Source organism: Streptosporangium sp. NPDC050148 (genome assembly GCF_055586505.1).
Window position 1 is genome coordinate 91,043 of sequence record NZ_JBVJIA010000003.1, and the last position, 21,546, is coordinate 112,588.

Consider the following 21,546-nt stretch of genomic DNA (forward strand, 5'->3'; position numbering starts at 1 on the left):
CGCTTCCGGGTGCCGGTTCAGTCGCAGACGTCGGCGAGCAGTTCCAGGACCCGGAGCGGGTCGGGCAGCGGCCGGTTGTCCGGCGGGCGCAGCCAGGAGCCGGTCAGGCCGGTCGGCAGCAGCGAGGGCGGGGCCAGCACGTAGCTGTCGCGGCAGTGCCAGCGCAGGCCGGGCATCTCGTCGATGACCGACGGGCCGACGTCCAGGGCACAGGACCACCACTCGTCCTCGTCCTCGGAGGCGTTGCGGGTGGCCACATAGAAAAGGGCCCGGTCGCCGTTGACGGCGACCGGGCCCGGGACGACCCCGACGGAGTCCATGGTCGCGAGGGTGGTGCGCCCCGCGGCGAGCGGTACGTCGAAGACGTCGAACACCCGTCCGGTCGGCAGGACCACGTTCGCCTCGGGGTCGTGCCGCCACCAGCCGGACAGCAGCGCCGGGTCGGTGCTGGCCTCCATCTGCCAGGTCTGCGAGAGCGGGTGGGCGCCGGGATCGGGACAACCGACGCGGTCACACGAGCACGAGCGCGACCCGCCGGTCAGCGGCCGGGCGCCCAGACAGCTCGCCCAGCCCAGGGCGGCGTACTCCAGCACGGCATCGAGCACCTGCCTCGGACGGCCGTGCCGCCTTCTTCGACGAACCAGCGGTACCCCGACCATTGCGTCCTCCGTCGTCCGCGCATCCCGCGTGTCGCCCGGATGCGAGGACCTGTCCACACTCTGGTCAGTGGGGAGCGTCAAACCGCCCAGGGTCTACGCCACCTGGGACACATCCGCACCGGTCATCGCACTCTAACGCACACGCTTCCCCCTCAGGTGGCGAACCTCCGGTTCTCCACCCTCGATCACGCGCGCCCCGGCCCCACCTGCGTCTTCCCTCTCCCGGGCGCGCGTCACCGGTCCCGTCGTCCCCGGGTACGCGTCACCGGTCTCACCGCAGCTTGGCGGCCACCTCGGTCGCCCAGTAGGTGAGGATCAGGTCGGCCCCGGCCCTGCGGATCGCCACCAGCGACTCCATGATCGCCCGGTCCCGGTCGACCCAGCCGTTCGCCGCGGCGGCCTCGACCATCGCGTACTCGCCGCTGACCTGGTAGGCCGCCAGCGGCACGTCCACCGCGTCGCGCACCTGGCGCAGGATGTCGAGGTAGGCCAGCGCGGGCTTGATCATGACGGCGTCGGCGCCCTCCGACAGGTCCAGGCGCACCTCGCGCAGCGCCTCCCCGGCGGGCCCCGCCGGGTCCTGCTGGTAGGCGTTGCGGTCACCGGACCGCGGGGCGCACTCGGCCGCCTCGCGGAACGGGCCGTAGAACGCCGAGGCGTACTTGGCCGAGTAGGCCAGGATCGGGATCTGCTCGAAGCCCTCGCCGTCCAGCGCGGACCGGATGGCGGCGACCTGGCCGTCCATCATGCCGCTCGGTGCGACGACCTGTGCCCCGGCCCGCACCTGGGCCACGGCCGAGGCGGCGTAGCGCTCCAGGGTGGCGTCGTTGTCGACCTCCCCGGCGGGGGTCAGGATGCCGCAGTGCCCGTGGTCGGTGAACTCGTCCAGGCAGGTGTCGGCGATCACGACGAGCGCGTCTCCGACCTCGGAGACCACGTCGGTCAGGGCGAGCTGGACGATGCCCTGGGGGTCGTCGGCCGCGGACCCGCGCGCGTCCTTCACCGCGGGGATGCCGAACAGGATCAGGCCGCCCACCCCGGCCTCGGCCGCCTCGTTCGCGGCCTTGCGCAGCGAGTCGCGGGTGTGCTGGAACACCCCGGGCATCGAGCCGACCGGGCTCGGCTCGGCGATGCCCTCCTTGACGAACATGGGCAGTACCAGCTCCGCCGGGTGCAGGCGGGTTCCGGCGACCATCCGGCGCATGGGTGCGGTACGGCGGAGCCTGCGCGGACGCGCGACAGGGAACTGGGCCGTCATGTGTTCTCCCCCTCTTTCCGGCCGGTGAGGGAACCGCGGCCGGAGGAGCTCGTCTGTGTGGTCTGGCTCGGCACCCGCCGTCCGGGTGCCGCTTTTCCGTGCCCGTGCCGACGTGCGCCGGCGCGTACCACCCGATGCCGGCGGGAGGCCGGACACCGGCGCCTACGGACGCCGGTTCACGCCGGTGGGCGCCGTCCGCCACGGTGCGCGGCCCGGAGGCGGCCCCGCGGCACGGTGGTCACGGTGGTCACCGTGGTCACCGTGGTCATCGCGATCACCGTGGTCATCGCGATCACCGTGGTCATCGCGGTCACCGTGGTCATCGCGGTCACCGTGGTCATCGCGGTCACCGTGGTCATCGCGGTCACCGTGGTCATCGCGATCACCGTGGTCATCGCGATCACCGGAACCCGCCGTACCGTGGCCGCCACGTTCCAGGCTACGTCGTGGCCGTCGCGTTCAAGGTTACTTCGCGCGGCGCCGGGCTCCCCGCCGGGTCTGCGAGGGCCTGCGGGGGGTGTCGCCCGCCAGGACCGCGGCCTGCCGCTGCCCGGCTCCGTACGCCGCCAGCGCCGCCGCCAGCGCGGAGGCCGAGGGCTTCTCGGCCATGACGTCCACCCGGAGCCCGAACTCCTCGGCCGTCTTGGCGGTCTGCGGGCCGATCACGGCGATGACCGTGACGTTGTGCGGCTTGCCCGCGATGCCCACCAGGTTCCGCACGGTGCTGGACGAGGTGAACAGCACCGCGTCGAACCCGCCGCCCTTGATCGCCTCACGGGTCGGGGCGGGCGGCGGCGCGGCCCGCACGGTCCGGTACGCGGTCACGTCGTCGCACTCCCAGCCGAGCTCGGTCAGCCCGGCCACCAGCGTCTCGGTCGCGATGTCGGCCCTCGGCAGCAGCACCCGGTTGATCGGGTCGAGCATCGAGTCGTAGGGCGGCCACTCGGCCAGCAGGCCCTCCGACGACTGCTCGCCGGACGGCATCAGGTCGGGTTTGACGCCGAAGCTCACCAGCGCGCGGGCCGTGCTCTCGCCCACGGCCGCGACCTTGAGACCGGCGAACGCGCGGGCGTCCAGACCGTACTCCTCGAACTTCTCGCGCACCGCCTTGACCGCGTTCGCGCTGGTGAAGGCCACCCACTCGTAGCGTCCGGTGACCAGGCCCTTGATCGCGCGGTCCATCTGCTGCGGGGTGCGGGGCGGCTCGACGGAGATCGTGGGGACCTCCTCGGGCACCGCGCCGTACGAGCGCAGCTGCTCGACCAGGTCGGCCGACTGCTCCTTGGTCCTGGGCACGAGCACCCGCCAGCCGAACAGCGGCTTGGTCTCGAACCACGACAGGCGGTCGCGCATGCCGACGGCCTCGCCGACCACGATCAGCGCGGGCTCGGTCATGCCGGCGTGCTTGAGGTCGGGCGCGATCCGGCCCAGCGTGGTGACCACGGTGTGCTGCTCGGTCGTGGTGCCCGCGGCGCTGATCGCCACCGGCGTCGAGTCACGGCGGCCCGCCGCGATCAGCGCCTTGCCGATCGCCACTGCCTCGGCGACGCCGTTGTAGATCACCAGCGTGCCCGCACCGCCCGCGTACGCCGACCAGTCGTCGATCTGGGCCGCGTCGACCACCCGGAACTCGGGCACCGACACGGCCGCGGGGATCCCGGCGTAGGTGAGCACCGCCGTCGCGGGAGGCACCCCGGGCACGATCTCGAAGTCCACCTCCGCCTTGACGCAGGCCGCGACCTCCTCGGTGATCGAGGAGAAGAACATCGGGTCGCCGGCGCAGAGCCGCACGACGACGCTGCCGCCCTTGGCCGTCTTGACGACCTTCAGCGAGACGGCGCCGTCGTCGGCCGTGCCGACGATCTCGACGTCCTCGCGGCAGTGGCGCAGCAGCGGCCCGTACGTCTCCTGGTCGAGGATGACGACGTCGGCCCGGGAGAGCAGGTCGGCGCCGCGGAGCGTGAGCAGGCCCTCGTCACCGGGACCCGCCCCGACGAAGGCGACGAACCCGGACGGCGGGTGCTCGAAGGTGGTACTTCCGGAGCTCAATGTGCCTGCTCCCCTATCAGCGTGTCGGCCCCTTCCGCGATCATCTCGGCCGCGAGGTCGCGGCCGAGATCAGTGGGCGCGGAAGAGCCGCCGGTGGCGGACTTGCGTACCGCTCGCCCGCCGTCGACGGCGACGACGGCGGCGGTCAGGATCAGATCGTCCCCGCGCCCGGCCGAGTACGCGCCCACCGGGGCGGCGCACCCCGCCTCCAGGGCGTTGAGCACGGCGCGCTCGGCGGTGACCGCGGCGCGGGTGGGGGCGTCGTCGAGCACGCTCAGCAGCTCGACGAGGTCGGCGCGGTCGGAGCGGCACTCCACGGCCAGCGCTCCCTGCCCCGGGGCCGGCAGCATCTCGGTGACCTCGAAGATCTGCGAGATCTCGGCCTCGCGGCCCAGCCGGCCGAGCCCCGCGGCGGCGAGCACGACGCCGTGCAGCTCGCCCGAGGTGACCTTGCCGATCCGGGTGTCGGCGTTGCCTCGGATGGGGACGTAGTCGAGGTCGGGACGGAGCATCCGCAGCTGGGCGACCCGGCGCGGGGAACCCGTGCCGATCCTCGCCCCGGGCGGCAGGTCGGCCAGCTTGGCGACGCTCACCAGGGCGTCCCGGGGGTCGTCGCGCGGCGGGATCGCCGCGATGACCACGCGCGGGTCGGGGGTGGTGGGCAGGTCCTTGAGGGAGTGCACCGCGAAGTCGATGGCGCCCTCGATGAGCTTGTCGCGCAGCGCGCTGACGAAGACGCCCGTGCCGCCGAGCTGGGTGAGGTCGGCCTTGGTCACGTCACCGAAGGTGGTCACGCCGACGAGCTCGACGGTGCGGCCGGTCAGCTCGGTGAGACGGGCGGCGACCATCCCCGACTGCGTGGTCGCCATGACGCTCCGCCTCGTTCCCAGCCGGAGCGGAGGAGAAACGCTGCTCACAGGCCTGCCTCCTTCTTGCTCGGCTCGATGTTCCTACCCGGCTCCGCGTCGATCGTCTCGATGCGCCGCACCGCTTCGGGCACCTTCGGGTCAAGATTGAACAGCTCTCGCAGCGCCTCCGCATAATGATCACCCGCCGGGGACTCCGCCAGCTGCTTGACACGCACGGTGGGCTCGTGGAGGAGCTTGTCGACCACCCGCCTGACGGTCTGGGCGACCTCGTCCCTGGCACGCCCGTCGAGCTCGGGGACCCGCGAGACGAGCCGCCCGAGCTCGGCCTCGACCACCTGGGCCGCCTTGCTCCGCAGCGCGACCACGGTGGGCGTGACGCGCGCGGCCCGCTCGGCCGACAGGTAGGCGTCGACCTCCTGGGCGACGATGGCGCGCACCGCGGCGATCGCCTCGGCGTGGCCCTCGTCCCCGGTCCCGGCCTCGCTCTCCTGCATGGTCTCCAGGCCGACCAGGGTCACGCCGGGCAGCCGCCGGACCGCGGGGTCGACGTCGTGCGGCAGGGCCAGGTCCAGCAGGAACATCTCCCGGGGGGTGACCATGTCGGCGGTGAGGACCACGTCGGTGGCGCCGGTGCAGGAGATGACCAGGTCGGCCTCGGCCAGCTCCGCAGGCAGGTCGCCGAACGGGGCCGCCCGGCCGCCGACCGTCTGGGCCAGCCGTACGGCGCGCTCGTGGGTGCGGTTGACCACCACGATGTCGGTCACACCGGCCCGCTGCAGGGTCGCGGCCGACAGGGCGCTCATCGAGCCGGCGCCGACCACCAGGGCCCGCCGTCCCGGCAGGGGGCCCAGGACGCGCTCGGCCAGGGTGAGGCCCACACCGACCAGGGAGGCGCCCACCCGGTCGATGCCGGTCTCGGTGTGGGAGCGCTTGCCCACCCGCAGCGACTGCTGGACGAGCTCGTTGAGCGTCGGGCCCAGCGTGCCCTCCTGCTGGGCCAGCTTCAGGGCGGCGCGCACCTGGCCGAGGATCTGCCCCTCGCCCACGACCATCGAGTCCAGCCCGGCCCCCACCGAGAACAGGTGCTCGACCGCGCGGTCCTCGTAGTGCACGTACAGGTGGGAGGCCAGCTGCTCCACCGGGACGCCGGAGTGGGCGCCGAGCAGCCGGGAGATCGAGGTCACCGCGGCGTGGAACCGGTCGACCTCGGCGTAGACCTCGACCCTGTTGCAGGACGAGATGACCATGACCTCGGCCACGTGGGCGTCCTGCTGGACGTCCCGCAGCAGCTTCACCAGCGAGTCGCCGGAGACCGAGACCCGCTCCAGCAGGGCCACCGGGGCAGTCCGGTGGCTCAGGCCGACGACGAGGACGCTCATCGGCCCTCCCCGGCGCGGAGGCGGGACCGGGCGGAGAGCCGGCCGGGGAAGGCGTGATCCACCGCTCCGGAGGACCGCGGGGCCCTGCCGTCGCCGGTTCGTGCACGGTGCCCGTTCAGGTGTCCCCTCACAGGTCCACCGCCTCGGGCCACTCCTCGGCCATCGCGGGTCCCCCAGTCATCCGATCCGTCTTGCGTTGCTCGTGGAACGCCAGGATCTGCAGTTCGATAGATAGGTCGACTTTACGGATATCGACGCCATCCGGCACGGAAAGCACGACGGGGGCGAAGTTCAGGATGCTGGTGACCCCCGCGGCGACGACCCGGTCGGCCACCTGCTGGGCCGCCACGGCCGGTGTCGCGAGCACCACGATCGACACTCCCCGCCGTCGTATCACGGCCTCCAGCTCGTCGATGTGCTCCACATTCAACCCCGCGATGTGGTCGCCCACCACTTCGGGGTCGGCGTCGAGGAGCGCCGCGATCCTGAACCCGCGGGAGACGAACCCGCCGTAGTTGGCCAGCGCGCGGCCGAGGTTTCCCACCCCGACGATGGCGATGGCCCAGTCCTGGGTCAGGCCCAGCTCGCGGGAGATCTGGTAGATCAGGTACTCGACGTCGTAGCCGACCCCGCGGGTGCCGTACGAGCCCAGATGGGAGAGGTCCTTGCGGAGCTTGGCGGAGTTCACGCCCGCCGCGACGGCCAGGTCCTCCGAGCTCACGGTCGCCAGACCACGCTCGGCCATGCCGTTCAGCGCGCGCAGATAGAGCGGCAGCCGGGCGACGGTCGCCTCGGGTATGCCGCGTTCGCGGGCTTGGGACAGACGGCGGATCACGTGCCGGAGCTCCAGGGGGACAGGCGGCCGGCGCGGCCCGGACGCGACGGATGACGAGGTGAGGCCACTGTCATTCAGGTTAGTCCTTTTGTGAACCGGTGCACAAAGTGAGTGTTCACAATCTTGGTCATGCCTGCCGCCGGTCCTCCGATCGGCCCCTCGCCAGGCCCGCTCTCCCGCCCCCTTCCCCGGCGCCTTCCCGCACTTCCCGGCGCTTCTCCGCGCCTTTCCGGCACGGCGCGCCCGGCCGCGCTCGGTTACCGTGGCGGTCATGTCACCGCGAGACCACCGCATCACCCTGCTCGGCAAACCCGGCTGCCACCTGTGCGACGACGCGCGGGCGGTGATCGAGAGGGTCGCCACGGAACTCGGCGTCCCCTGGGAGGAACGCGACATCACCGCCTCCGAGGAGGACCAGGCCCGCTACTGGGAGATGATCCCGGTCACCCTCGTCGACGGCGTCCAGCACGACTTCTGGCGCGTCGACGAGAACCGCCTGCGCGCCGCCCTCGGCGCCTGACCGGGGCCCACCGGCCGTCCCGGGGTACGCCCGGCGCCCGGGCGGGCCCTTCCGTCCGCCCGGGTCCGCCCGGGCCCGTCCCCGCCCGGCGGGTGCGCGGACGCCCGCCCGCGCACCCGGGTCACGGCCTGAAGGCCGTCGGGAGCGGCATCACCTTCGCGGCGTTCAGGGTGAGCTCGATCACGTTGGTGGCGAGCACCATGGACTGCCGCTCGGTGACGAAGCGCTCGGTGTGCGGGCGGCGCTGGTGCTCGCTGTAGGCGACCTCGTCCCGGTAGAGCTCGTAGACGATGCGCTGGAGCGGGGCCGACTTCACCGAGTGGCAGGAGTAGACGAGCGTGTCCGGCTCGGAGCCGCGGACCGCCTCAACGGTCTCCTCGGCGAGCCGGTCGAACCTCTCGCCGGTGCCGTCGAGCAGGGTGAAGACGGTCAGCATCCCGAAGATGCTCGGCGAGGGACGGCCGGAGCCGCCCGGCAGGTCGCCGCTGACGCCCGGCCCCGATCCGGGGTACAGGGCACCGGTGGAGGGGGGAGGCCCGATCCGGGACGTGTGGCCGAGGGGACCCGGCTGGTCGTAGCCGTGGGAACCTCCGCGTCCCGTCCCCGGGGAGGGCGCGCCGCCGAACGCCTGCTCCGCGGGCATGGGCCTGAGGCTGCCCGCCCCGCCCAACTCGCCGGTGCCCGGACCCGGGAGCCGGCCCAACTCGCCGGTGCCCGGACCCGGGAGCCGGCCGAACTCGCCGGTGCCGGGCGGGCGCCCGAACTCACCGGTGGCGGGACCGCCCGCGCCTGGCGCGGGCGGCATGCCGAACTCCCCCGTGCCGGGCGGACGGCCGAACTCGCCGGTGCCCGGGCCCGGGGGCCGGCCGGGGCCGGAGGACCTGGAGCCGGGGGCGCCGTGCCTGCCGAACTCGTTGGCCGGGATGTCGTACTCCCCGGTCGAGGGTCCGGCGGCGCCGGTCGCGGGCCCGACGGGCGGCATGCCGAACTGGCCGGTCACGGGCGGCTGCGGGCCGTGATCGCCGCCGCGCCTGCCAGGATCCCCGGCCGGCGGCCGGTCGGGGAGCGGCATGCCGTACTCGCCCGCCATGAACATGCCGGTGGCGGGTCCGCCGAACGGATCGTCGGGCGGGGACGGCCGCTGGACCATGCGGGCCGCGTAGTCCACGTCCTGCTCGCCGGCGCGGTACTCGGCGACCAGGTCCCCGAGCCCGGAGCGGCGGGGAGGCTCCTCGGCCGCCACCGGGCGGGGGGCGTCCTCCGGGGAGATCCGGCGGCCGGCGACCTGCACGTCACGGGGCTCGCGCTCCGCGGGCCGGATCGTCGGCGGGCGGTTCTCCCAGTCGTCGCGCGCCTCGTCCTCGTCGTCGTCCTCGTAGGGCGCGAGCGGCCGCAGGAGGGCGTACCAGACCGCCGCCGCGGTGACGAGCAGCAGGAGCACGGTGATCATCCCGGGCACCGAGAAGCTGACGGCGCCGACGAGGGCGAGACCGGTGGGGCCCAGCACCAGGAGCGCGTGCAGGTTGTCGGCGTCGTAGTCGTCGCCGCCCCGCCGGCGGAGGGCCGCGAGCACCATCCCGGCCAGCAGCACGACCGCGACGATCACGTGTATCGCCAGGAGCAGGTACTTCGACGGCAGGTCCCAGTGCCGGCCGCCCGGCGGGAGGACCTTGGAGAATCCGGACTCCTGCAGGACCGGGTCGACCGCCAGGATCACCGCGGCGATGACGGTGAGGGCGATCCCCATCAGCCAGGAGGAGAACCGGGCCCTGCCCGTGCGGGCCAGCAGCTGGATGACCCCCACGGCCAGCCAGAGGGGGGCCAGCATGGATCCGGTCAGCTGGTAAATACGGAATGTTCCAGCCCCAAAACCGATCACGTGACCGGTGGCGATTACAGCGAGTGAGATGGACAGGGACGCCGTCGTGATGCTCCAGGCGATCAGCCAGCCCTTGGGCTCACCGCGCAGACGACTGATGAGGGCACCGGTGGCAATGGCTGCGAGCAATGCGCCGGCGAAAGCGATGACAGCGACGAGGACTTCCATGGTGTCTCCAATGCTGCCGGACATTACCCCCCAACCGGTAGCCGAACATCTGGTCCGCTCCCGATGCCGGTCCGAAGAGGACCGGCCCCACACCGTATCCGGCGATTACCCCCAGTCACGACGCTTCAAAGTAGATTGTGGAATTACTAGTTGATTTCTAGAGTGATCGAGCACGCCGTACCCCCTTCCCCTCAGGGATACCGGATGCCTGAAACGTGGCCGCTCGCCGGGCACCTCCCCACGACCGCCGGGGTGGCCCAGCCCGTCCGCAGTACCGACCTCACTCTGCGTGAGGACGCCTCCGAAGAACTCCGGAGCCTGGTCTTGCGTGCCAAGACCGGGGACACGGACGCCTTTGGCACGCTCTACGACCGCTACCTCACGCTCGTGTACCGCTACGTCTACTTCCGGGTCGGCTCACACCCGCTGGCCGAGGATCTCACGAGCGAGACCTTCCTCCGCGCGCTCCGCCGGATCACGGACTTCACATGGCAAGGCCGTGATTTCGGGGCCTGGCTCGTGACCATCGCGAGGAACCTGATCACCGATCACTTCAAGTCCGGCAGGTACCGCCTTGAGGTCACGACCGCCGAGGTCATCGACACCCCCCTCGACGGCCCGCACATCCCGGAGAACGCCGTCGTCACCGCGATGATCAGCGATCGGGTGCTCGGCGCCGTCCGCGACCTCAACCCCGAGCAGCAGGAGTGCGTGGTGCTGCGCTTCCTGCACGGCATGTCCCTGGCCGAGACCGCGCTCATCATGGGCAAGAAGAGCGGCGCGATCAAGGCGCTGCAGTTCCGCGCGATCCGCGCCCTGGGCCGCGCGCTCCCCCCGGACCTGAGCTGACCCCGATTTTCGGTCACATTCAGATCGGTTTTTCAACGCCCGAATCCCGGTCTCCCCGGGCCTCGTCCTGCCGTGTCCCGCCCGTCCCACCGCGTCCCGGCCTGTCCCACCCTCCCCTGGAACGTCCCAGGCCCGTCCGGCGACCCTCCCGCGGGCGCGCGCCCGCGTCGCGGATCACCCGGCTCCGCCCCAGGTCACGCGGCCGCTCCGGACCCGGCGCTCCTCCCGGGACCGTACCCGGGCCCCTCGCCCGGCGTCCCACCCGGCTCCGTGCCCGCGGTCATGTCCACCGCGCCGATGCCGGTCGAGCGCGTAACCTGGCGTGCGGAGTCGTCGTTAGGCAAGTGACAGCGATGGATCATGAGCTGGGGGCGGCAGGGAGCGTTCATGGGGAAGTGGCTGCCCGGAATCTCGCGGAGATCGCAGGCTCGTATCCAGGACCGCGTGTCACGGCTCGGCGCCCGGATGACGGCGAGCCCCCGTCCCGAGTTCCAGGCCAGGCTCCGTGAGCAGCTCAGCCGGCCCCTGCCCGAGCAGGAGCGTCCCGAGCCGCGGCCGGCCGGTCCCCGTCACTCCCGGCGAAGACCGCGCAGGACGCTGTTCCCCCAGGTGCTGAGCACCCTGCTGGTGGTCTCGATGGTCGTCTCCGGCGTGTGGACGTACCGCTCGATGCCCGGTGACACCTTCTACCCGCTCAAGCGCGCGGCCGAGAGCACCCTGTTCCACCTCAGCACCGACGACGCCGAACGGGCGGACCGCTCCTTCGGGTACGCGGAGACCCGCGCCCACGAGGTCGAGGAGCTCCTGGGCTCCGGGGAGCGCGACATGATCGGGGAGACCCTCCAGGCGATGGAGGACACCACCCGCTCCGCGGTGACCTCCCTGCAGCAGGTACGGCGCCGCGAGGACGCCGGGGCCGGTGAGCTGATGGAGGTCAAGGAGTTCAGGCGCTTCGTGCAGAAGCAGCGCACCCAGATCAGAGGGATGATCCCCAAGATGGACGCCGAGGACCAGCGCAGGGCGAACGGGTACCTCGACTACATCGACGGGCTGGCCCCGCCCGACTGACCCCCGGCCGGCCCCTGCCCGGGTCTCCACCGCCCCGGTCTCCCGGCCGGAGCGCGTGGTCCGCGGCGGGACCGTGCCGGCAGGTCCGTGGGCACGGCTTTCCGGGCCGCTCGTAAAGGCCGTTGCGGTAGGCGCACCGCACCGAGGACGACGCCGGATCGTCACATCCGGTTGCCACCACGGCTACCGATCTCACCCCTGTGTCCCGGTTAAGCTGAGGTGCTATGAGGCGGCTACTACTACGACGGCGGAGCGGGGCGACCATGGCCGGGCAGGCGACGGCCGGAGAGGTCATGGCCGGGGAGGTCGCCGCCGCGGCGGCCGTGGCGATGCCGATGGCCGAGCCCGACCCGGTGGCCGCCGCGTTCTTCGACGTCGACAACACCATGATGCGCGGCGCCTCCATCTACCACTTCGCCCGCGGTCTCGCCTCCCGCGGCCTGTTCACCAGCAAGGACCTGCTGCGGTTCGCCATGGGCCAGGTGGCCTTCCGCATCCGCGGTGACGAGAACCCCGCCCACATCGCCGAGGCCAGGGAGACCGCGCTGGCCTTCGTGGCCGGCAACACGGTCGAGGAGATCGTCCGTCTCGGCGAGGAGATCTACGACGAGGTCATGGCCGACCGCATCTGGGCCGGCACCCGCGCCATCGCCCAGGCGCACCTCGACGCCGGTCAGCGGGTCTGGCTGGTCACCGCCACCCCGGTGGAGCTGGCCCGCGTGATCGCGCAGCGGCTCGGCCTGACCGGTGCCCTCGGCACCGTCGCGGAGACCGAGAACGGCGTCTACACCGGCCGGCTGGTGGGCGACCTGCTCCACGGCCCGGCCAAGGCCGAGGCCGTCAGGGCCCTGGCCCGGCGGGAGGGCCTGGACCTGGCCCGCTGCCACGCCTACAGCGACTCGGCCAACGACCTGCCCCTGCTCTCGGTCGTCGGCAACGCCACCGCGGTCAACCCCGACGGCGAGCTGCGCGACTTCGCCCGGGAGAACGGGTGGGACGTCAAGGACTTCCGCACCGGCCGTAAGGCGACCATGATCGGCGTTCCCATCGCGGTGGGCGCCGGAGCGGTCGCGGGCGGCATCGCCGCCGCCATCGCCCTGCGCCGCCGCCACTACCGCGCCGACCGCTGACGACCCTCCGCTGCGGCCGCGTTCCACCGCCCTCGCCGGACGGCGCGGCCCTCACCGGCCGGACCGTCCCGCGCGGCCGGCCGCGATCCGGTCGAGCAGGGCGGTCAGCTCCCGGCCGACGTCCGCGGGACGTTCCAGGCCGATCATGTGACCGGCCCCGGGGAGGACGACCAGCCTGGCACCGGGCAGGGCCGCGGCGATGCGACGGCTGTGCTCCGCCGGGGTGAGGCGGTCCCGGTCGCCGACCATGACGAGCGTCTCCACCGGTTCGAGCGCGGCCAGCGCGGCCAGCTTGTCGTGGACGAGGAAGGCGCGGAAGAAGCCGGCCATCACCTCCGTGGGGGTGGCCACGGCCATGGCGCTGACGAAACGCACGTGCTCGCGCGATGCGCGCGGCCCGAAGGCGACGTACCGGGTGACCGGAAGGTTGGTGCGCGACCGGAGGGCGGGCCTGCGGTCGATGAGCGCGCCGCGGGCCAGCATGCGCTCGAACACCACGGGCGTGAAGCGGGGCGCGAGCCGCCCGAGCGGCCACGGAAGCCCGAACGTGCTGTCGCGCAACCCGCCCGGGGAGGTGCTCAGCAACGCCACCCCGGCCACCCGGGCGGCCAGCGTCCCGGGATGGCGCGCGGCGAACGCCATGACCGTCATACCGCCCATGGAGTGGCCGACGAGGACCACCGGCGTTCCCTCGGGCACGGTGGCCTCGATCACCGCGGCGAGGTCGTCGCCGAGCCGGTCGACCGTGCAGGCGTCGAGTGTCCCGGCCGAGGAGTCGCCGTGCCCCCGCTGGTCGTAGAAGACCAGGGTGGCCCGCCCGGCGAGCGCCTCGCGCTGGAAGTGCCAGCAGTGCCGGTTCATCACCCAGCCGTGGATGAAGATCACGACAGGTCCGGGGGAGGCGGCCTCCTCGACGTCGGCCGCGAGCCGCACGCCGTCGTCGGTCGTGACCGTGACCGGTCGGCCGCGACGGCCGCCCAGGCCCGCGCCCGCGGACGGCCGGTCGCGATACCGCGGGCCCGTCCTCGCACGCGACCGGTCGCGGCGCGCGTCCGGTTCCGTCCTCGCGTGCACGTGGTCGCGGCGCGCGTCCGGTTCGGTCCTCGTGGGCGATCGGTCGCGGTGTACGTCCGGTTCGGTCCTCGTGGCCGACCGTCGCCGGCGCGCGGCCACCCCGAGCACCGTCCCGGCCGCCAGCCCGGCGAGGGCCGCCCGCGTCACCGCACGTCCCACGTCCATGACCACCTCCGGATCCGCGAACCCGACGCACACCCTATCCACCGCGTTCCGTGATCATCGGACGCGGGGAACGACGAGAACCGTGCCCGTCCGCGCGGCGCGAGCGGTGCCCGAAGGCCGGGGACGGGTCAGAGGAAGGGCGGGAAGGCGGGGCCGCGCCGCAGCCGGAGCTCGTCCAGCAGCTGCCCGACGGCCTCCCGGATCTGGTCGGTGAGGCCGAAGACCAGCATCGGGTCGTCGGCGTCGGCGGGGTCGAACCGGTCGGTGCGGATCGGCTCCCCGAAGCCGATCACCCACTTGGACGGGAGCGGGACCAGCCCTAGAAGCCCGAACCAGGGGAAGAGCGGCGTGACCGGCACGTACGGGAGCCCGAGCGCCCTGGCCAGGAAGGGCAGGTCGCCCAGCTTGGGATAGATCTCCTCGGCGCCCACGACGGCGCAGGGGATCACGGGCACACCCGCCCGGATGGCGGAGGCGACGAAACCTCCGCGCCCGAAGCGCTGCAACCGGTAGCGCTCGGAGAACGGCTTGCCCACCCCCTTGAACCCCTCGGGGAAGACGCCCACGATCTCCCCCTTGCGCAGCAGCCGGTCGGCGTCCTCGGGGCACGCGAGGGTGTGACCGGTCTTGCGGGACAGGTGGGCGAGCACCGGGAAGCGGTACACCAGGTCCGCGCCCAGCAGGCGGAGCGCGCGGCGCTCGGGGTGGTCGTCGTGGAGGGCCACCTGGAGCATGAGCCCGTCGAGCGGAAGCGTCCCCGAATGGTTGGCCACGATCAGGGCACCCGAGTCGCCGGGCACGTTGTGCATGCCGACGGTCTCGGTGCGGAACCAGTGGTGGTAGAGCGGGCGGAGCAGCTCCAGCAGGACCCTGTCGGTGAACTCCGGGTCGAAGCCGAACTCGTCGACCTCGTACTCCCCGGCCAGGCGGCGCCGCAGAAAGGCCAGCAGCTCGGCCAGGCGGTCCTCGCCCCGAGCGTTCCCGGCGTTCCCGGGCTCGCGCGCGCTCCCGCTCATCGTCCGGCCGCCCGAGATCCGGCGGTCCGAGATCCGGCGGTCCGAGACCCGGCCGTCCGAGACCCGGCCGTCCGAGACCCGGCCGTCCGAGACCCGGCTGCCCGGGATCCGGCCGCCTGGGAGAAGACCTCCAGCAGGGCGGCGGGAATGCCGCCGGCCAGGTCGCGGGCGCGCAGGAAGTCCTCGAAGGCGGCGGCGGTGGAGAACTTCGGCCTCCAGCCCAGGGCCGCGGCCAGCGGGGCGGTGTCGACCACACGCCCGTGGCGCATCAGGCGGAGCTGCTCGGAGGAGAAGTCGACCAGCCTCGCCCCCCGGGCGAGCTCGCCCATGAGACGGAAGACCGGGGAGGGGACCGGCAGCGGGAGCAGGCCCGCCCTGCGCGCGCACTGCGACAGCAGCAGCACGCCGTCCCCGGCCACGTTGAACGTGCCGGGATGGTCCTCCGTCGCCATCCGGCGCAGCACCTCGACCGCGTCGTCCTCGTGGACGAACTGCAGCCTCGGGTCGAAGCCGAACACGGTCGGCAGCAGGGGCTGGGTGAAGTAGCGCGTCAGCGGGGAGTCGACGCCGGGTCCCATGAAGTTCGCGAACCTCAGGGTCGACACGGCCACGTCTCCCCGCCGCCTGGCGAAGCCCCGGACGTACCCCTCCACCTCGGAGGCGTCCTTGGCGTAGCCGCGGCCGGGCGGCTCCCCCGGCTCGGCGTCCTCGGTGAAGACGGCCGGATCGCGCGGGGAGGAACCGTAGACGGCGGTGGTGGAGCGCACCACGACACGGCGGATCGTCGCGGATCGCTGACAGGCACCGAGCAGTTGCATGGTGCCGATGACGTTGTGCTCCTTCATGAGCGTCCGGCCACCGCTCCGGGGAGGAGCGCTCACCAGGCTCATGTGAACGACGGTGTCGATGTCGGCGTCCGCGATCACCCGGGCGATGTCGGGACCGCGCGGATCGACGCGGACGAACTCCGTCCGCCCGAGAGGTACGCCGCCATCACCTGTGAGCGAGGGCGGCGGCACCGTATCCACTCCGACGACCCGGTCGATGTCCGGGTCATCCGCGAGAACGCTCGCCACTCGGGCGCCGATGTGGCGCGAGACCCCGGTGACGAGCACGACATGGGGCATCGGCGCCTCGCAGATCCGCTACTTCTTGTTACGCCGCTGGATGCGGGTCTTCTTCAGAAGCTTGCGGTGCTTCTTCTTCGCCATGCGCTTACGGCGCTTCTTGATCACAGAGCCCACGGGACCCCCAGGTAGCTGGTAGCCGAGAATGTCGAACCGGTGCGCGAGAGCACACCGGCACAACAGACTACCGGCGATCCGCGGTGGATCGCCCCTGGGGGACCCCGGGCGCGCGAACTCACGACGCGGTGACCGCGCCGCTACCCCGACGAGACAGGGACCATCACATACCGGTCATACCGGAAAGCACACACCGGTCAGACCGGAAGGATCAGGTCATGAACCGTCCGATGCGCCTGGCTCGCCGCGCGGCCGGATCGCTCCCCCGGACGCTCGGCTCGGCGCACCGAACCGCCCCTGCCTCAACCTGCCTCGATGTAGGCATCCCTGAGATAATCGTGTACCGCCTGCTCCGGCACTCGGAAGGATCGACCGACCCTGATGGCCGGCAGCTCGCCCGAATGCACGAGTCGGTACACCGTCATCTTGGACACCCTCATGACGGTGGCCACTTCTGCCACCGTCAGGAACTTCACCTCACTGAGAGGTCTTTCGCCTGCACCCATCGGACGCCTCTTCCGCACGTGTATCCGGGTTATCCCCACTGGTGCCATTGCTCACGCACGTGTACTGCTGTCAGCGTAAGTCGGGACCCCGGGCACGCAAACCCCCTATTTTCTCAGCCCGTGGTCTCCCACGTCAGGAAAACCGACAAAGTCGCTGGCCAGCAGCCGGACCGTGCCTGTCCTGTCGATCTTGGAACGGACCAACTGTCTCCCATTAGAGTCGCCCACAATCCTCAAAAAGTTGGCAAACGGTCGGCGAGCTCCGTGGAATGCAGGCGCGAAATGCCCGTATAGGGACGGTCCGATTTGCGCATCTCCCGTCTCAGACGGCACGCAGGACCCTTTCGACCAGATGGTGCGTCAGCGGCTCGTAATAGCGGGGTAGCACGTTGTCATCGAGCGGCACGGTCACCGCGATCTTGCCCTCGGCCTCCCCGACGAAGAGCGCGGGGTCGTTGCTGTCGGCGAACCCGACCGTCAGGATGCCCGCCTCCCCCGCGGCCCCGGCCCAGCCGTGGTCGGCGATCACCAGATCGGGCCGGTCGGCCCCCAGCTCCGAGAGCATCGCCCGCATCGGGGCGGGATCGTGGGTGTGCACGAAGGAACCCTTGTCGTCGAGCATCGCGACGTCGTCCATGTAGCGGATCTTGCGCCTGCGGCCGAACCCGCTGCCCCAGTACGACCAGCCCTCGGCCGGGCCCATCAGGGTCACTCCGCGCGCCCTGAGCATCCGCGCCAGGGCCATGTGGATGGTGAGCAGGCCGGTGGGGTGACCGGTGGCGATCAGGATCCTGGGGCTCTCCTGGCGGAGCACGCCCGCGATCGTGTCGCCCATCCTCTCGACCGCCTCGATCGTACGGTCGGGGTCGATGGTGTCCTGGCCCTCGCGGTGACCCGGGTCGGCCACGACCCCCGCGGACTTGGCCATCAGCTCCAGGATGTCGCGGTAGGCCCAGGGGCCGTCCAGTGTCAGCCCGAACATGTAGTGCGGATCACGGTTGGCCAGCGACCGGTAGTGATCCAGGTTGTTCTCCCGGCTGGTCGCCACGTCCCCGGCGATCCTGGTCCGGACCAGGTGCTCGCGAAGCTCGGCGTGTGTCATCGGCGCACCTTTGTTCCTCGGTCCGGTTCACCGGGATACCGGCCGGGCCGTTTCGTCGTCGGGGAGGGACCGGTGAGTCCCCGCGTCACGGAAGGGGGTCAAGGCCATGAAGAGGAAAGACGGCGTTCCTCGTGGCCATGATGGCTCGGTCGATCGGGTCTGCTGGATCATAACCAGCGGAGAAATCACGAAATTCCGGGACACGACCGTCGGTCAGCGTCAGGGGGGCCGACTGGCCGGTCCGCTCCTTGACGAACGTGCGCCAGGCCCCGGGGGTGGCGGTGGCCGGGTCGAGCGGATGGCCCGCCACCTCTGCGATCAGGTGGGTCCACGCCCTGGGGACGACCTGCACCAGCTCGTACCCCCCGCCGCCGGTCACGATCCACCGGCCGCCGGCGGTCTCGTGGGCCAGCTCGTGCAGCGCCGCGTACGCGGTGCGCTGGCCGTCCAGGCTGAGCATCAGGTTGGCCAGCGGGTCGAGGGCGTGGCTGTCACAGCCGTGCTGGGTGACCAGGACGTCGGGGGCGAACTCCCGCAGCAGCGGCGGGACCACCGCGTGGAAGGCCCTCAGCCAGTCGCTGTCACCGCACCCGGCGGGCAGCGCCACGTTGACCGCGGTGCCCTCCGCGCCGCGCTCCTCGGGGAAACCGGTGCCGGGGAAGAGCGTGCGCGGGCTCTCGTGCAGGCTGATGGTGAGCACCCGGGGGTCGTCGTAGAACATCGCCTGGACGCCGTCGCCGTGGTGCACGTCCACGTCCACGTAGGCGACCTTGGAGGCGCCCTGCGACAGCAGCCACGCGATGGCCACGGCCGGGTCGTTGTAGACGCAGAAGCCGCTCGCGCACGACGTCATCGCGTGGTGCAGGCCGCCCGCGACGTTGACCGCGTGCTCGGCCTGCCCGGTCCACACCGCACGGGCCGCCGCCAGGCTGGCACCGGTGATCAGCGCGGACGCCTCGTGGACCCCGGCGAAGGCCGGGTTGTCGTCGGTGCCCAGGCCGTGGGCCACGTCCGGGCGCCCGGTGGCGGAGACCCGTTTGACGGCCTCGATGTAGTCGCGCTTGTGCACGAGCGCCAGCTCATCGTCGGTTGCGGGGGCGCAGCCGCTCATCTCCACCAGGTCCAGCACGCCGAGCTCCCTGGCCAGGGCCATGGTCAGCTCGACCCTCACGGGCGCGAGCGGGTGGCCGGGGCCGAAGTCGTACGCGATGAGCGCATCGTCCCAGACGACCCGCACGGACCGGCTCATGCGCACTCCCGTCTGGCTCGCGACGCCGCGCGTCACGGCCCGATCTGCCTGCTCCCCGCTCGACGTTACCGCACGTGTACGCAAGGACGTTTACTCAGACGTCCCACACAAGGGGACCTCTTTCATCTAACCGAAACATCAGGATTTATTGCTGTTAATAATCCCTTCGCTTTCCACCGGACGGCGTTCCGGGGACGCCGGGTGCCGGGATCTGCGGGCGAGGGACGGGGTCACCCCTCGGCGAGCTGGCGTCCCCGGTCCCGGGCGGCCTCGATGGCGGCCAGGAAGGCGGCGCGGACGCTGTGCCTCTCCAGTTCGGCGATGGCCGCGATGGTGGTGCCGCCCGGCGAGGTGACCGCCTCGCGGAGGATCACCGGGTGCTCGCCCGAGTCGCGGAGCATGATCGCCGCACCGACGATCGACTGGGTGACCATGTCCAGGGCGGCGGCCCGGGGCATGCCGAGCAGGATCCCGGCGTCGACCATGGCCTCGACCAGGTAGAAGAAGTACGCGGGCCCGCTGCCGGACAGGGCGGTGGCCGCGTCCTGCTGCGACTCGGGGATGCGCAGCACCTTGCCGACCGGGCTGAACAGGTCCTCGGCGCGCCGCAGGTGCTCCTCGGAGGCGTGCGCCCCGGCCGAGATCACGCTCATCGCCTCGTCCACCAGCACCGGCGTGTTGGACATGACCCGGACCACCGGGATCTCGGCGCCCAGCCGCGACTCGACGAACGAGGTGGTGATGCCCGCCGCGGCCGAGATGATCAGGCGGTCGGCCGGCAGGTGGGGCGCGATCTCGGCGAGCAGGGCCCCCATGTCCTGCGGCTTGACCGCGAGGATGATCGTGTCGGCGCTCTTGGCGGCCTCGTCGTTGGAGACCACCCGGACCCCGTACCGCTCCGCGAGGGCCTCGCGGCGCTCGGCGCGCCGGGCCGTCGCCAGCACGTCACCCGGCTTGAACCCGGCCCTGAGCAGCCCGGAGAGCAGCGCCTCCCCCATCTTGCCGGTTCCAAGAATCGCGATCATGTGAGCACCTCGAAGTCGGGGATCGAACCTCCCGAACCCTATCGGCCCGGCCTTCCGTGGAACGTCCCACAAAGTGGTTGATGCTGATGTATGCTATTTACATACAGCACCAACATTGGAGGGGTCGATGAGTGTCACCCAGATAGACCTGGACGATGAGGCGCTCGCCGAGGCGATGCGAATGCTGGGCACCACCACGAAGAAGGAGACCGTGAACGCCGCTCTGCGGGAGTACGTGGCACGCGTCAGGCGTATAGAGGCACTGGAGGCCCTCTCGGCCCGGGCCGCCCGGGGAGAGTTCGACGACGCGATGGAGGCTCGCCGGGCGGCCAAGCAGGCTCGGGACGACGCCTTCTCGTGATCTCCTATCTGGTGGACACCTCCGCCCTGTGGCACCTGCTGCGCACCCCCGGAACACAGGAGGCATGGGCCGACCGAATCGCGTCGGGGGTGTTGAGCGTCTGCGAGCCCACGAGAACGGAATTCCTGTACTCCGCGACGGGCCCGGCACATCGCGACGAACTCGAAGCCGAACTCGGCAACCTCTGCCGATCGGTCACCGTCCCCAAGTCGGCGTGGCGCTGGGCCGAGAACGCGCAGTACAGACTCACCCAGAAGGGCCGGCATCGTTCCGCCGGACCGATCGATTTGCTCCTGTGCGCGACCGCCGTCCACCATGGAATGACCGTGCTACACGTCGACCAGGACTTCGTCACCGTCTCGGCGGTCATGAACGAGGTACGGCAGCGCGACATCAGGGTGCCCTGAACCGTCCGGGGCTCCGATCCGTCTTGGGGGTATGCGTATGATCGCGACCCCCATCCTGGCCGGAAGCCTGCTGCTGGCTCTTGGCTGCGGCACCGAACCCAGCGCCACGGTCTCCAACGGCGTCCCGTCCCGGCCCGCGAGCCACGACACGACCGCCCCCGTCGTCCCCTCGGAGCCGGCGGCCGGCACCGTGGCCCCCCGGACCGAGCCCACGGACGGCTCCCCGAAGCCCACGAAGCCCGAAGGGCACACCGACAACCCCCGCAAGGTCAGGTGGCTGAAGGCCACACCCTCCAAGAACGGCCGCAGCCTGCGGATCGTCTGGTGGTCCGGCGTCGAGCCGTGCAACGTCCTCGACCGGATCACCGTGCGCCAGACCTCCAAGCGGGTGACCGTCACCCTCTGGGAGGGCCCGAGCAGCAAGGTCCAGAACGTCGCCTGCATCGAGATCGCCATCCAGAAGGTGACGACCGTCAAGCTCAAGAAGCCCCTCGGCGACCGCAAGGTGGTCGACGGCGCCCGCTGAGACGGCGCCGGCCGAGACCGGTGCCCGTCGGGACGGCGCCGGTCGAGACGGCGCCCGTCGAGACCGGCACTCGCCGGGAGGGCGCCCCGCACGTGTCACCGCCCGCCCCCACCCGCCCCGCGCACGCCCCGCCCGCGTCCTGTACGCCGGCGCCGCGTGCCGGGGCACACGGGTGCGGGCGGGTCCTTTCCGGGCCCGCGAGCGTGCT

At 71.8% G+C, this 21,546-nt stretch carries 23 protein-coding genes; 7 read left to right on the forward strand and 16 right to left on the reverse strand.

Translation table 11 applies throughout. The annotated features are described in order from the left end of the window. Window positions 1–17: 17 nt before the first annotated feature. The 7 genes from ACZ6RT_RS03960 to ACZ6RT_RS03990 all read right to left on the reverse strand — a co-directional run bounded on the left by ACZ6RT_RS03960 (window position 18) and on the right by ACZ6RT_RS03990 (window position 7,049). Window positions 18–659, reverse strand: coding sequence for a bifunctional DNA primase/polymerase (locus ACZ6RT_RS03960; protein ID WP_399185354.1), 642 nt, complete (start codon window positions 657–659; stop codon window positions 18–20). 271 nt (window positions 660–930) lie between these two features. Continuing rightward, on the reverse strand, window positions 931–1,917 hold the full coding sequence (gene hemB, locus ACZ6RT_RS03965) for a porphobilinogen synthase (protein ID WP_470152179.1): 987 nt from the start codon (window positions 1,915–1,917) through the stop codon (window positions 931–933). A 176-nt stretch (window positions 1,918–2,093) separates the two neighbouring features. Further along, the gene (locus ACZ6RT_RS03970) at window positions 2,094–2,312 is read right to left on the reverse strand and encodes a hypothetical protein (protein WP_470152180.1); all 219 of its coding nucleotides are present in this window, start codon (window positions 2,310–2,312) and stop codon (window positions 2,094–2,096) included. 70 nt (window positions 2,313–2,382) lie between these two features. After that, window positions 2,383–3,966 carry a bifunctional uroporphyrinogen-III C-methyltransferase/uroporphyrinogen-III synthase gene (locus ACZ6RT_RS03975; RefSeq protein WP_399185352.1) on the reverse strand — a complete coding sequence of 528 codons (1,584 nt, stop codon included), beginning with the start codon at window positions 3,964–3,966 and terminating at the stop codon, window positions 2,383–2,385. Beyond that, a complete protein-coding gene (hemC, locus tag ACZ6RT_RS03980; RefSeq protein ID WP_399185351.1) occupies window positions 3,963–4,835 on the reverse strand; it encodes a hydroxymethylbilane synthase in 873 nt (290 codons plus the stop codon). The genes ACZ6RT_RS03975 and hemC overlap by 4 nt, the downstream gene beginning before the upstream one ends. Before the next feature lie 44 nt (window positions 4,836–4,879). Then, window positions 4,880–6,214: a glutamyl-tRNA reductase gene (locus tag ACZ6RT_RS03985; protein ID WP_399185350.1), complete on the reverse strand. Its 1,335-nt coding sequence runs from the start codon at window positions 6,212–6,214 to the stop codon at window positions 4,880–4,882. A gap of 127 nt (window positions 6,215–6,341) precedes the next feature. After that, window positions 6,342–7,049 (reverse strand): redox-sensing transcriptional repressor Rex, encoded by a 708-nt coding sequence (locus ACZ6RT_RS03990; RefSeq protein ID WP_399185349.1) that lies wholly within the window; start codon window positions 7,047–7,049, stop codon window positions 6,342–6,344. Between the two features lie 271 nt (window positions 7,050–7,320). Between ACZ6RT_RS03990 and ACZ6RT_RS03995 the strand changes: the two genes are divergently transcribed. Beyond that, entirely contained in the window at window positions 7,321–7,569 is a 249-nt protein-coding gene (locus ACZ6RT_RS03995) for a glutaredoxin family protein (RefSeq protein ID WP_344891144.1), read from the forward strand. Window positions 7,570–7,690: 121 nt separating this feature from the next. On the opposite strand, the gene ACZ6RT_RS04000 is transcribed toward ACZ6RT_RS03995, so the two are convergent. Next, window positions 7,691–9,577 (reverse strand): antibiotic biosynthesis monooxygenase, encoded by a 1,887-nt coding sequence (locus tag ACZ6RT_RS04000; RefSeq protein ID WP_470152181.1) that lies wholly within the window; start codon window positions 9,575–9,577, stop codon window positions 7,691–7,693. Window positions 9,578–9,820: 243 nt separating this feature from the next. On the opposite strand from ACZ6RT_RS04000, the gene ACZ6RT_RS04005 reads away from it, so the two are divergent. The 3 genes from ACZ6RT_RS04005 to ACZ6RT_RS04015 all read left to right on the forward strand — a co-directional run bounded on the left by ACZ6RT_RS04005 (window position 9,821) and on the right by ACZ6RT_RS04015 (window position 12,663). Then, on the forward strand, window positions 9,821–10,465 hold the full coding sequence (locus ACZ6RT_RS04005; protein WP_399185347.1) for a sigma-70 family RNA polymerase sigma factor: 645 nt from the start codon (window positions 9,821–9,823) through the stop codon (window positions 10,463–10,465). Between the two features lie 444 nt (window positions 10,466–10,909). Next, window positions 10,910–11,533 carry a DUF5667 domain-containing protein gene (locus ACZ6RT_RS04010; protein ID WP_470152182.1) on the forward strand — a complete coding sequence of 208 codons (624 nt, stop codon included), beginning with the start codon at window positions 10,910–10,912 and terminating at the stop codon, window positions 11,531–11,533. Between the two features lie 329 nt (window positions 11,534–11,862). Next, the gene (locus tag ACZ6RT_RS04015; RefSeq protein ID WP_470152292.1) at window positions 11,863–12,663 is read left to right on the forward strand and encodes an HAD family hydrolase; all 801 of its coding nucleotides are present in this window, start codon (window positions 11,863–11,865) and stop codon (window positions 12,661–12,663) included. 51 nt (window positions 12,664–12,714) lie between these two features. Here the strand turns inward: ACZ6RT_RS04015 and ACZ6RT_RS04020 are convergent, their stop codons facing one another. From ACZ6RT_RS04020 to proC, 8 genes are all read right to left on the reverse strand, one after another. After that, entirely contained in the window at window positions 12,715–13,902 is a 1,188-nt protein-coding gene (locus ACZ6RT_RS04020; protein ID WP_470152183.1) for an alpha/beta fold hydrolase, read from the reverse strand. Window positions 13,903–14,030: 128 nt separating this feature from the next. Further along, window positions 14,031–14,918: a lysophospholipid acyltransferase family protein gene (locus ACZ6RT_RS04025; protein ID WP_470152184.1), complete on the reverse strand. Its 888-nt coding sequence runs from the start codon at window positions 14,916–14,918 to the stop codon at window positions 14,031–14,033. Next, a complete protein-coding gene (locus ACZ6RT_RS04030; RefSeq protein ID WP_470152185.1) occupies window positions 14,915–16,045 on the reverse strand; it encodes an NAD-dependent epimerase/dehydratase family protein in 1,131 nt (376 codons plus the stop codon). The genes ACZ6RT_RS04025 and ACZ6RT_RS04030 overlap by 4 nt, the downstream gene beginning before the upstream one ends. An 18-nt stretch (window positions 16,046–16,063) precedes the next feature. Further along, on the reverse strand, window positions 16,064–16,162 hold the full coding sequence (locus ACZ6RT_RS04035) for a 30S ribosomal protein bS22 (protein ID WP_018654693.1): 99 nt from the start codon (window positions 16,160–16,162) through the stop codon (window positions 16,064–16,066). Between the two features lie 302 nt (window positions 16,163–16,464). Beyond that, window positions 16,465–16,668, reverse strand: coding sequence for a helix-turn-helix domain-containing protein (locus ACZ6RT_RS04040; protein ID WP_012887307.1), 204 nt, complete (start codon window positions 16,666–16,668; stop codon window positions 16,465–16,467). Between the two features lie 322 nt (window positions 16,669–16,990). Beyond that, entirely contained in the window at window positions 16,991–17,770 is a 780-nt protein-coding gene (locus ACZ6RT_RS04045) for a phosphatase (RefSeq protein WP_470152186.1), read from the reverse strand. A gap of 85 nt (window positions 17,771–17,855) precedes the next feature. Next, window positions 17,856–19,019, reverse strand: a complete 1,164-nt coding sequence (locus ACZ6RT_RS04050; RefSeq protein WP_399185340.1) for an acetoin utilization protein AcuC — start codon at window positions 19,017–19,019, stop codon at window positions 17,856–17,858. 230 nt (window positions 19,020–19,249) lie between these two features. After that, a complete protein-coding gene (proC, locus tag ACZ6RT_RS04055) occupies window positions 19,250–20,044 on the reverse strand; it encodes a pyrroline-5-carboxylate reductase (RefSeq protein ID WP_399185339.1) in 795 nt (264 codons plus the stop codon). Window positions 20,045–20,171: 127 nt separating this feature from the next. Here proC and ACZ6RT_RS04060 point away from each other — a divergent pair, with 127 nt between their 5' ends. The 3 genes from ACZ6RT_RS04060 to ACZ6RT_RS04070 are packed head-to-tail and all read left to right on the forward strand — an operon-like array spanning window position 20,172 to window position 21,338. Next, complete coding sequence (locus ACZ6RT_RS04060) at window positions 20,172–20,405, forward strand: type II toxin-antitoxin system VapB family antitoxin (RefSeq protein ID WP_399185338.1); 234 nt, start codon at window positions 20,172–20,174, stop codon at window positions 20,403–20,405. Further along, entirely contained in the window at window positions 20,402–20,812 is a 411-nt protein-coding gene (locus tag ACZ6RT_RS04065; RefSeq protein WP_470152187.1) for a PIN domain-containing protein, read from the forward strand. The genes ACZ6RT_RS04060 and ACZ6RT_RS04065 overlap by 4 nt, the downstream gene beginning before the upstream one ends. Before the next feature lie 37 nt (window positions 20,813–20,849). Further along, entirely contained in the window at window positions 20,850–21,338 is a 489-nt protein-coding gene (locus ACZ6RT_RS04070) for a hypothetical protein (protein ID WP_399185336.1), read from the forward strand. Window positions 21,339–21,546 lie beyond the last annotated feature (208 nt).

Bases quoted from the DNA above. Each gene is read 5' to 3' on its own strand.
- proC (WP_399185339.1), bottom strand. From the start codon at position 20,044: ATGATCGCGATTCTTGGAACCGGCAAGATGGGGGAGGCGCTGCTCTCC.
- ACZ6RT_RS04030 (WP_470152185.1), bottom strand. From the start codon at position 16,045: ATGCCCCATGTCGTGCTCGTCACCGGGGTCTCGCGCCACATCGGCGCC.
- ACZ6RT_RS04050 (WP_399185340.1), bottom strand. From the start codon at position 19,019: ATGAGCCGGTCCGTGCGGGTCGTCTGGGACGATGCGCTCATCGCGTAC.
- ACZ6RT_RS04025 (WP_470152184.1), bottom strand. From the start codon at position 14,918: ATGAGCGGGAGCGCGCGCGAGCCCGGGAACGCCGGGAACGCTCGGGGC.
- ACZ6RT_RS04015 (WP_470152292.1), top strand. From the start codon at position 11,863: ATGCCGATGGCCGAGCCCGACCCGGTGGCCGCCGCGTTCTTCGACGTC.
- ACZ6RT_RS03970 (WP_470152180.1), bottom strand. From the start codon at position 2,312: ATGACCACGGTGATCGCGATGACCACGGTGACCGCGATGACCACGGTG.
- ACZ6RT_RS04045 (WP_470152186.1), bottom strand. From the start codon at position 17,770: ATGACACACGCCGAGCTTCGCGAGCACCTGGTCCGGACCAGGATCGCC.
- ACZ6RT_RS03960 (WP_399185354.1), bottom strand. From the start codon at position 659: ATGGTCGGGGTACCGCTGGTTCGTCGAAGAAGGCGGCACGGCCGTCCG.
- ACZ6RT_RS04005 (WP_399185347.1), top strand. From the start codon at position 9,821: ATGCCTGAAACGTGGCCGCTCGCCGGGCACCTCCCCACGACCGCCGGG.
- ACZ6RT_RS03995 (WP_344891144.1), top strand. From the start codon at position 7,321: ATGTCACCGCGAGACCACCGCATCACCCTGCTCGGCAAACCCGGCTGC.
- ACZ6RT_RS04020 (WP_470152183.1), bottom strand. From the start codon at position 13,902: ATGGACGTGGGACGTGCGGTGACGCGGGCGGCCCTCGCCGGGCTGGCG.
- ACZ6RT_RS04060 (WP_399185338.1), top strand. From the start codon at position 20,172: ATGAGTGTCACCCAGATAGACCTGGACGATGAGGCGCTCGCCGAGGCG.
- hemC (WP_399185351.1), bottom strand. From the start codon at position 4,835: ATGGCGACCACGCAGTCGGGGATGGTCGCCGCCCGTCTCACCGAGCTG.
- ACZ6RT_RS04040 (WP_012887307.1), bottom strand. From the start codon at position 16,668: ATGGGTGCAGGCGAAAGACCTCTCAGTGAGGTGAAGTTCCTGACGGTG.
- ACZ6RT_RS04070 (WP_399185336.1), top strand. From the start codon at position 20,850: ATGATCGCGACCCCCATCCTGGCCGGAAGCCTGCTGCTGGCTCTTGGC.
- ACZ6RT_RS03985 (WP_399185350.1), bottom strand. From the start codon at position 6,214: ATGAGCGTCCTCGTCGTCGGCCTGAGCCACCGGACTGCCCCGGTGGCC.
- hemB (WP_470152179.1), bottom strand. From the start codon at position 1,917: ATGACGGCCCAGTTCCCTGTCGCGCGTCCGCGCAGGCTCCGCCGTACC.